The organism is Massilia sp. SYSU DXS3249 (assembly GCF_053668055.1).
This window is the reverse complement of sequence record NZ_JBSIPX010000029.1, coordinates 23,589-31,606: the sequence shown is the minus strand read 5'-3', so window position 1 is coordinate 31,606 and position 8,018 is coordinate 23,589. Positions and strand designations below refer to the sequence as shown.

The 8,018-nt window shown below is 69.3% G+C and carries 4 protein-coding genes; all 4 read right to left on the bottom strand.

Annotation, left to right across the window (positions count from 1 at the left end):
• Positions 1-146: 146 nt before the first annotated feature.
• Genes ACWCIA_RS22330 through ACWCIA_RS22315 form a run of 4 tightly spaced genes read right to left on the bottom strand, consistent with a single transcriptional unit; the run spans position 147 to position 7,871 of the window.
• Positions 147-1,751: a family 43 glycosylhydrolase gene (locus tag ACWCIA_RS22330; protein WP_454166681.1), complete on the bottom strand. Its 1,605-nt coding sequence runs from the start codon at positions 1,749-1,751 to the stop codon at positions 147-149.
• Between the two features lie 15 nt (positions 1,752-1,766).
• Positions 1,767-3,818, bottom strand: a complete 2,052-nt coding sequence (locus ACWCIA_RS22325) for a GDSL-type esterase/lipase family protein (protein ID WP_454166680.1) — start codon at positions 3,816-3,818, stop codon at positions 1,767-1,769.
• A gap of 8 nt (positions 3,819-3,826) precedes the next feature.
• Positions 3,827-5,476: a glycoside hydrolase family 43 protein gene (locus tag ACWCIA_RS22320; protein WP_454166679.1), complete on the bottom strand. Its 1,650-nt coding sequence runs from the start codon at positions 5,474-5,476 to the stop codon at positions 3,827-3,829.
• Positions 5,477-5,507: 31 nt separating this feature from the next.
• Positions 5,508-7,871, bottom strand: a complete 2,364-nt coding sequence (locus ACWCIA_RS22315) for a pectinesterase family protein (protein WP_454166678.1) — start codon at positions 7,869-7,871, stop codon at positions 5,508-5,510.
• Positions 7,872-8,018: the final 147 nt, after the last annotated feature.

Sequence of the window (8,018 nt, the reverse complement as noted above, 5' to 3'; positions counted from 1 at the left end):
CAGCAGCGTGTGCGTCGGGAGGGGGAGCTTGGTGTTTTTCGGGACGGGGGCGGGGCCCCGGCACGCCGGCGCCCGCCCCCCCGGCGGCGCGGCCAGGCCCAGCGCAAGCAGGACCCGGACGAGCGAGGCCTTCTTCGTCGGCCTGCTCACGCGAATGCGCGATAGCGGAAGCCGCGGAAGCGCACCTCGCCCTTGCCGGCGGCGTAGAGGGCGGGCTTGAGCGACATGAAGCCGCCGCGCACGTTCTGGTGGTAGCCGGACACCTCGTAGCCGCGCGGGCCGCGCTTCCAGGTTTTGCCGTCGGGCGAAATGTGGATGCTCACGACATGCCGGCGGTTGCGGATGCGCAGGAACAGGCGCCGCCCGTAGGGATTGGCGAACTGGCCGTGTTCGGTCCCGTAGCGGTGCATCACGAATTGCGCGGCGCCGAAACCGAGACCGCAGTACAGCTTGTGGTCATAGAACAGCAGCAGGCCGGCGCGCGCCTCGGGATCGACCTCGATCTCGCATTCGAACTCGTAATCCTGGTCGGGCGCGATGAAGACCAGCGGGGAGGAATTCGAGGGCATGTCGCCGCTGGCCTTCAGGTGCAGGGCGCCGTCCCTGCGCGAAAGGCGCCGGCTTTCGTCCTGGGCCGGGCTGAAGAAATTCCATTGGATGCCGTACTTGTCGGTCGTGAAATCGTCGGACAGCGCCAGGCCGTGCGGCGAGGGCTTGCCGCCCGCCGGTTTCGCGATCGGCCTGGACAGGTCGCCGCCGCCGAAGTCCGGCCAGCCGTCCGCCGACCAGGTGACCGGCGCCAGCAGCGCCTGGCGGCCGAGCGTCCAGAAGCCGTTCTCGTAGCCGTGGTAGACGCCCCACCAGTCGCCGCCCGGGCCCTGCACCAGCGTCGCATGCCCGCGCGACCACCATTTTTCCTCGACACGGGTGGTACGCACGAGCGGGTTGCGCGGATGGTGTTCCCAGGGACCGTGGATGGACTTCGAGCGCGCCGCGATCACCATGTGGCCGGTCGGAGGACCGGAAGTGCCGCCGACGGCCAGGATCAGGTAGAACCAGCCGCCGTGGCGCAGCACTTTCGGGCCTTCCGGCGAGAATGCCTCGACTTCCCAGTCGTCCGGGTAGCGCCAGGGATCGTAGACCCGCTCGGGCTGGCCGATGGTCGACAGGCCGTCGTCCGCCAGCCGCACCCGGTCGACGCCGGACAGGAACAGCCAGCGCGAGCCGTCTTCGCCCACCGCATGGCCGGGATCGATGTGGCGCGGCAGGTTCAGGTCGACCGGCTCGGACCAGGGGCCGCGGATGTCGTCGGCCCAGATCACCCACGATGTCGTGCGCGAACCGGCGACCGCCGTCTTCTTGGTCGGTATGTAGAGGTAGAAGCGGTCCTTGTGCTTGCACAGTTCCGGCGCCCAGACCGAGCCGATGTTGCGCGTCAGGGCCGAGACCAGGGGCTGCCAGTTGACCAGGTCCTTCGAATGCCAGATCGTCAGGCCCGGGTAGGCGTCGAAGGTGGAGAAGGTCATGTAATAGTCTTCGCCGTCGCGCAGGATCGACGGGTCGGGGTGGTCCCCGGCGAGGATCGGGTTCAGGAAGCTGCCGTCGCCCAGGTCGGCCTTGCGCTGTCCCTCCAGGCCGCGCGCCCAGGTGGCGGCCGGGGCGTTCGCGGCGGCGGCCAGGACAGCAGGCTGGCTGCCGGCCAGCAGTGTTCCCATACCTGCGGACTTGATGGCGTTACGTCGTGAAACCATGTCGCTTCCTTCTCACTAGTTGTCGTTTTCCGCCTTCGGCGGCTGTGCCAGCACCCACATGAAATACAGCGTCTTGGCCGCCTTGGCGCGGGTGACGGCGGCTTGCGGTTCGAGCAGCTTCCCGTTGATCATGCGCCCGCGCGCGATACCTGCTTCCGAGCGGATCAGGCCGAGCTCGTAGGCGTCCTTGACCTTCGCCGCGTAGGGAGGGGAGACGCCGGCGCTGTCGAGCAGGCGCGCCCAGCCGACCAGCGGGAAATACATCGCGCCTTGCGCACCGCTGTCGAGGTTGGGGTCGTAGCCCGGGGCGCCCGGGACGGTCGTCTTGCCGTTGTAGTCGGTCATGTAGGCCGGCTTTGCGCTGAACCTGGCGTGGTAGGCGTCGGCCAGCATCGCCCCCATGACTTCGCGCACCAGCGGGCCGTCCGCATACCCCGCCAGGGTCGCAGGGGGCAGGCCCATCACGCCGGCCAGCGCCGCGGCGAATTCGCGGGTGCGTATGGTCTCCTGCGGCCGGAAGTTGCCCCCGGCGTCCTTGCGCAAGGCGCCCAGCTGCAGCAGTTTCTCGATCTGGTCGCGGTAGTAGGCGCCGTCGCCCTGGACGATATCGCGCGCGATCTCGGGATGGATCGCCGACCAGTCGCCTCGTGCGACCGCGGCCCGCACCTCGCTCCTGAGCTGCGCGGCGATGCCGGCCGCCACCGGATCGCCCTGTTGTGCCAGGCGCGCCAGTTCGGTGACCACGATCCGCGCGTACTGCTTCGACATCGCCTCCCGGAAGTGGGTGCCGTCGATCTTGTTGGCGGGATGGCCGTTGGCGTAACTGCCGTCGTTGGTCTTGCCGGGCGTTTCGCCGGCCTCGATCGCCATCACCATCGCCGTCACGGCCGCGACGCCGGTCTCGTTGTAGAAGTCGATGCTGCGGGCATTCAGGTCGACCACAGGGACGCCGTGCTCGACCCCCAGCCTTTTCATCAGGTCGGGGAAGCGCCGCTTGCCGAACGAGTTCACATACTGTTCGCCGGGCTTGGCGTTGCCGTTCACGCGCGACATCGGCGTGACGAAGACCGGCACCATGCCGCGCGCGCGAATGGCCGGCAGGTAGAAGTCCGTGATGAAGCTCTCGTACATGGCTTCGGTCGAGCCGCGTCCGTAGCGGCGCGTTTCGTCGAGGCTTTCGTCGTTGTGGCCGAACTGGATGATCACGACGTCGCCGGCATGGCCGGCCAGCAGCAGGTCGTTCAGCCGCCCCTCGGCGTAGGCATTGCGGAAGGAGCGTCCGCCCATCGAATAATTCAGGACCCTGACCTTCTTCGCATCGAACAGCTTGTCGAACACCTGGCCCCAGCCGCTCATCGGCGCTTCGTCGAAGGTGTAGGATTTGACGGTCGAATCGCCCAGGGTGAAAATGGCGGGCAGCACGTTCGCGGGCCGCACCGAAGGCGCGATCGGCGTGAGGACGATTTCCTCGATCCCGACCGGCGTGTTCGGGTGCTTCGGTTCGATTTCGATATCGATGAAGTCGCGCCCGTTCACGTAGCGGTAGGACCACTCCTTGCCCTGCGTCGCGACGGTGGTCCGGTTCGGCAGGAGGCTGGCGGCGTCCCAGAACACGCCAGGAGCCAGGCGGCTGGTTTGCATGCCGGTGACCGACACGATGGTGTCGGCGGTGCCGGAGGTGGTGCGGACCTGGATCGCGTACGCACCCGGCGCGGCCTTGATGCGGAATGCCATGCCGAAGTGGTTGTAATGGTCCTTCTCGAAACCCTTCTCGGCCTCGAAGGCCGGCTCGCTGATGGTAAAACCCTTGCCGTCGCTGCGGATCGTGGCCGTGTGCACGAGGCGCGCCGGCAGGGCGCCGGTGCGGTCGACGAAACCGTAGCCGACGGCGGCGTCGAACAGGGGCGCGCCGCTGCGCTCGTTCCACTTCACCTGGACGGCGTCCGCCGATGGCCGGCTGGTGAAATCGAAGCGCAGCGCCTTGCCCGGCGCCTGGGCGGCGGCGAGCATCGGCAGGGAGAACAGGAGGGCGGCGCATGCGCCGCGCAGGCCGCTGCCTGAAACCATTTGCCGCATCATTTCGCGCTGACCCGGAAGTAATCCACGTCCAGGCTGGACGCCGGCGCGCCGGCCTGCTCGCCGATGCTGAACAGGCCGACCTGGGCGCCCACCCAGCGTCCCTTGCTGATTTCCAGCGGCTGGCCTGCGGGGACGAAGCTGACGTTGTCGAGGCTGTACGAGAAGCTGGCCAGCGCGCCCTCGGCCATGCTCATGCGCAGGTACAGGCTGGACGGCGCCGACGGCAGCAGGACGCGGGTGGCCTCCTTGCAGCGCTCCTTGGCGGGCGTACAGGTGGTGTACACCAGTTCGGTCGCCCCCTTCGTTTTGCGCAGGCCGATCCAGGCGTACTGCATCGCATTCACGATCAGGCCGGCACGGTCGCCGTCCGCCGCATCGTTCAGCGCGACGTGGGTGTTCACCACGAAGCGCGGAGCCGGCAGCTTTTGTCCCAGCACCGAGGGCGCGCCGCGCACATAGTCGGCAAAGGCGGGCGCGGCCTGGGTATGCAGGCGCAGCATGCCGGGGCGCGCGGTCAGCGAAGCCCAGCGCGGATCGTGGTTGGCGTTCCATTGCCACTGCAGGCCGAGTCGTGGGGCGTCGAATTCATCGGAAGTGGGCGGCACCTTGAGCGGCGAACCGGCGACCGGCTTGGCATGCGTCAGCACCGGCTGGCCGGTGCCGGCCTTGGGGCCGTCCTCGCCGATCACCGGCCAGCCGTCGGCCCAGCGCATCGGGTTCAGGTGCACCACGCGGCCATAGGCTTTGCGGTCCTGGAAGTGCAGGAACCAGTCGCGTCCGTCCTGTGCACGCACCCACGCGCCCTGGTGCGGGCCGTTGATGGCCGTGTTGCCCTGCTCCATGACGATGCGGTCTTCGTAAGGGCCGGCGATGCTGCGCGCGCGGAAGACCGACTGCCAGCCTTCCTCGACCCCGCCGGCCGGGGCGAACACATAGTAGTAGCCGTTGGCCTTGTAGAACTTCGGCCCTTCCAGGGTGCGGTAATTCGGCAGCTTGTTGCCGTCGATGACGACCTTGCCCTCGGTGTCGAGCAGGCGGCTGGCGTCCGGCGCCATGCTGCGCAGGGTCAGGACGTTGTTGAAGCCGGCGCGGCTCTTGGCCCAGGCGTGCAGCAGGTACGCCTTGCCGTCCTCGTCCCACAGCGGGGTCGGGTCGATGATGCCCTTGCCGGGCAGGAGCAGGCGCGGCTCGCTCCAGGGACCGGTGAAATCGGTGGCGGTGGTCACGAAGATGCCGACGTCCGGGTCGGGATAGAAAATCCAGAACTTGCCGTCGTGGTGGCGCAGCGAGGGCGCCCACACGCCTTCGCCGTGGCGCGCCGTGGCGTAGCGTTCGTCCGGCACCAGTTTCGGCAGCGCGTGGCCAACCAGCTCCCAGTTGACCATGTCGGTCGAGGTGAGCAGGGGCAGGCCGGGCACCGCGTTGAAGCTCGACGAGGTCATGTAATAGGTGTCGCCGACGCGGATCGCGTCCGGGTCGGAGTAATCGGCGTGCAGGACGGGGTTCTGGTAGCGCCCGTCGCCGAGGTCGGCGACCCAGGGAGCGCCGGCGCCGGGGACGGTCGAGGTGGACTGGCAGGCGGCCAATGCGATCGGCAGCAGCGCCAGGCCCGCAAGACGGAACGATTTCGAGTACGTTTTTTTCATGGTTGCCTTCAACTTGACGTGTTGGTTCTGGTTATTGACTGTCCTGCGGCGTCGGGTTCCAGCCCTTGCCCTGATCGAATCCTGCGAACACCTGTGCGCGGTCCGCGAGGCGGGCGGCCTGCGCGGCGCTCAGGACGCGTCCGCCCTCGCGGCGCGCCAGGTCGAGCGGCGCGCCCGACAGGTCCATGCTGCCGTACTCGCCCCAGCCCGCGCCCGCGCCCCCATGCGCATTGCGCGGCAGCGACCAGCCGGCCGGCGCGACATGGGTATCCATCCTGCAGTTGATGTAGCTGACCTTGTCGTGGCTCTGGGCCGTGCCCGGACGCGCCAGGTAGGTCGTACCAGGCGGGACATCGTTGCCGGCCGGTCCCGGGCCGTGGGTCAGGCGGCTGTTCAGGAAGACGAAGCCCGGGTCGCCGGCGCCCAGCGTGCGCGCCTGCACGACGTAGCCGCCGCTGCGCGCATTCGCGCTGTCGCCGAGCGAACGGATCTCGCTCTCCTCGAACAGGGCGGCGCGGTTGCCGCCCCAGATGAAATCGACGTTGCCGGCGATGAGCGAGCGGTAGAACCAGGCATAGCCCTTCACCTGGATCGTGTCCTGTTCGCTGAAGAAGCTGGCGTCGGTGGCGGCCAGGCGCCCGCCGCTGTTGAAATTGAGCGCTTCGGCCTGGGCGCCGAGGCTGCCGGCGCGGCGCGCCGTATTGACCAGGGTGAGCCTGTCGAGCGCGAGCAGGTCGGCGTCTTCGACCAGGAAGACGGCGCGTCCGCCGGTCGCGCCCGGCGAGAGGGGACCCTGGCTGCTGCCGGAGCCGGGGTTGGTGCCGTCGTCGTTGGTGGTGCCGATGACGACGCCGTCGCGGGTTTCCCCACGCAGGGTGACGCGGTCCTTGCCGCTCAGGTAGAGGAGTTCGTCGTAACGCCCGTCGGCCACCCGGATGGTGACCGGCGCCGTGCGCGGCATGTGGCCCATCGCGTGGTTCAGGGCGCCCTGCACGGTGCGGAAATCGGCCGGGCCGTCGTCGTCGACCGACAGCGCCTGGCCTGCCGGCATGGCGTCGCGGGTACGGAAGGTCCAGGTGCGGCGGCCGCCGAGGCCGGCGAAGGGCACGCCGCCCAAACTCGTTCCCGTGAAGACGCCGGGGTCGACCTGCACGTAATAGCCGGTGCCGTAGGCCAGGGCGGCCGAGTGCAGGCGGATGGTCGCGCTGTCGCCCTCGACCTTGACCAGCTTGCGCCGCACGACGCGCTTGAAGGCCTGGCGGCGCGGGCCCATGGTGTCGAGCTCGTCGCCCACGTTGACCGTGTCGACCAGCGCATGGTCGGCCGCGCGGTAGATGCGCACCGAGCCGCTGCTCCCGAGCACGGGCGGGCGGTCGAAGCGGATGCGCAGCAGGCTGTCGACCGGCAGGTCCCTGGCGCCGGTTGCGGGGAGCAGGCGGCCTTGCAGGGGATAGGCGCGCGCCGGCGGCGCGAACCTGGGCGCCACGCTCACGCCCAGCCAGGCGGCCACGTCGCGGTCGGCGCTGTCGACCACGCCGATCGTCGCTTGGCCGGGCCGGTGCGCGCTGACCACCAGCGTACCGCCGTCGATGGCCGCGGAGGCGATCGCCGGGTCGCTCGACACGGCGTGGAGGGCGAGGGGACGGCTGCGGTCCGCGCTCACCCGGTAACGCAGGGGCGCGTCGCCGGCCTGCAGCGCAACCCGGTTGTTCACGCGCGCCAGGCCGATCCGGCCGGGCGCAACGCCGGGCGCGCCCAGGCGTACGTCGTCGAGCTCGAAGCTGGCGTCCCGGGCCAGCAGGCCGATGCGGCCGCCGTCCACCGCCGGCTCGAGGGCGGTGGTCAGGCGCTCGCCGTTCAGGTAGAGCGTCAGCTCGCCGGCGGCCAGCGCCAGGCGCACCGTGTAGAAGGCGCCGTCGGGAAGGGATTCCTTGCCCCATTGCTTCAGGTAGCGCAGCTTGCCGTCGTCCATCTTGACGATCACGACGTTGACCTTCGGGCTGCCCGGTGCGACCTCGATGCCGGCGCCGAGCCAGTTGCGCTCGTCGACGTAGCGCGCCAGCACATAGGCCTGGCCGGCAGTCGCGCCGGCGCCGCCGAGCGGCCGCATGCGGGCCTCGACGTAGTAGGGGGCTGATGCCGGCGCGACGGCGTCGCGGCTGGCCAGCGCGCCGGCTGCGCCGAGGCGCACGGCAGGGTTGCCCGCGCCCGCCTGGACCGGCGCGGCGCTGCCGCCGATGGCCGCCCAGCGCGCCATGCCGTCTTCGAATCCATCGCACCATGCGGCGCCGCCCGGGCAGGCGGGCGCAGCGTGGGCCTGGATCTGGGCCTGGCTCTGGGCTTGAGGCAAGAGCGCCGTGGCGAACAGCGCGGCAACAATCAGCTTCGTCTTCATCTGTCGTGGTGTCCCTGTCGAGTCGAAGCGGAGGTTAGCAGAGCGCACACCAACAAACCATGCCTGAGTGACTGAATGGAAAGAATCGCACTGGCGTTTGGTGGTTTTCACAATTGCCGGGGCTTCTTGCGCATTGCAAAATTGCAT

Bases quoted from the DNA above. Each gene is read 5' to 3' on its own strand.
- ACWCIA_RS22325 (WP_454166680.1), bottom strand. From the start codon at position 3,818: ATGGTTTCAGGCAGCGGCCTGCGCGGCGCATGCGCCGCCCTCCTGTTC.
- ACWCIA_RS22315 (WP_454166678.1), bottom strand. From the start codon at position 7,871: ATGAAGACGAAGCTGATTGTTGCCGCGCTGTTCGCCACGGCGCTCTTG.
- ACWCIA_RS22330 (WP_454166681.1), bottom strand. From the start codon at position 1,751: ATGGTTTCACGACGTAACGCCATCAAGTCCGCAGGTATGGGAACACTG.
- ACWCIA_RS22320 (WP_454166679.1), bottom strand. From the start codon at position 5,476: ATGAAAAAAACGTACTCGAAATCGTTCCGTCTTGCGGGCCTGGCGCTG.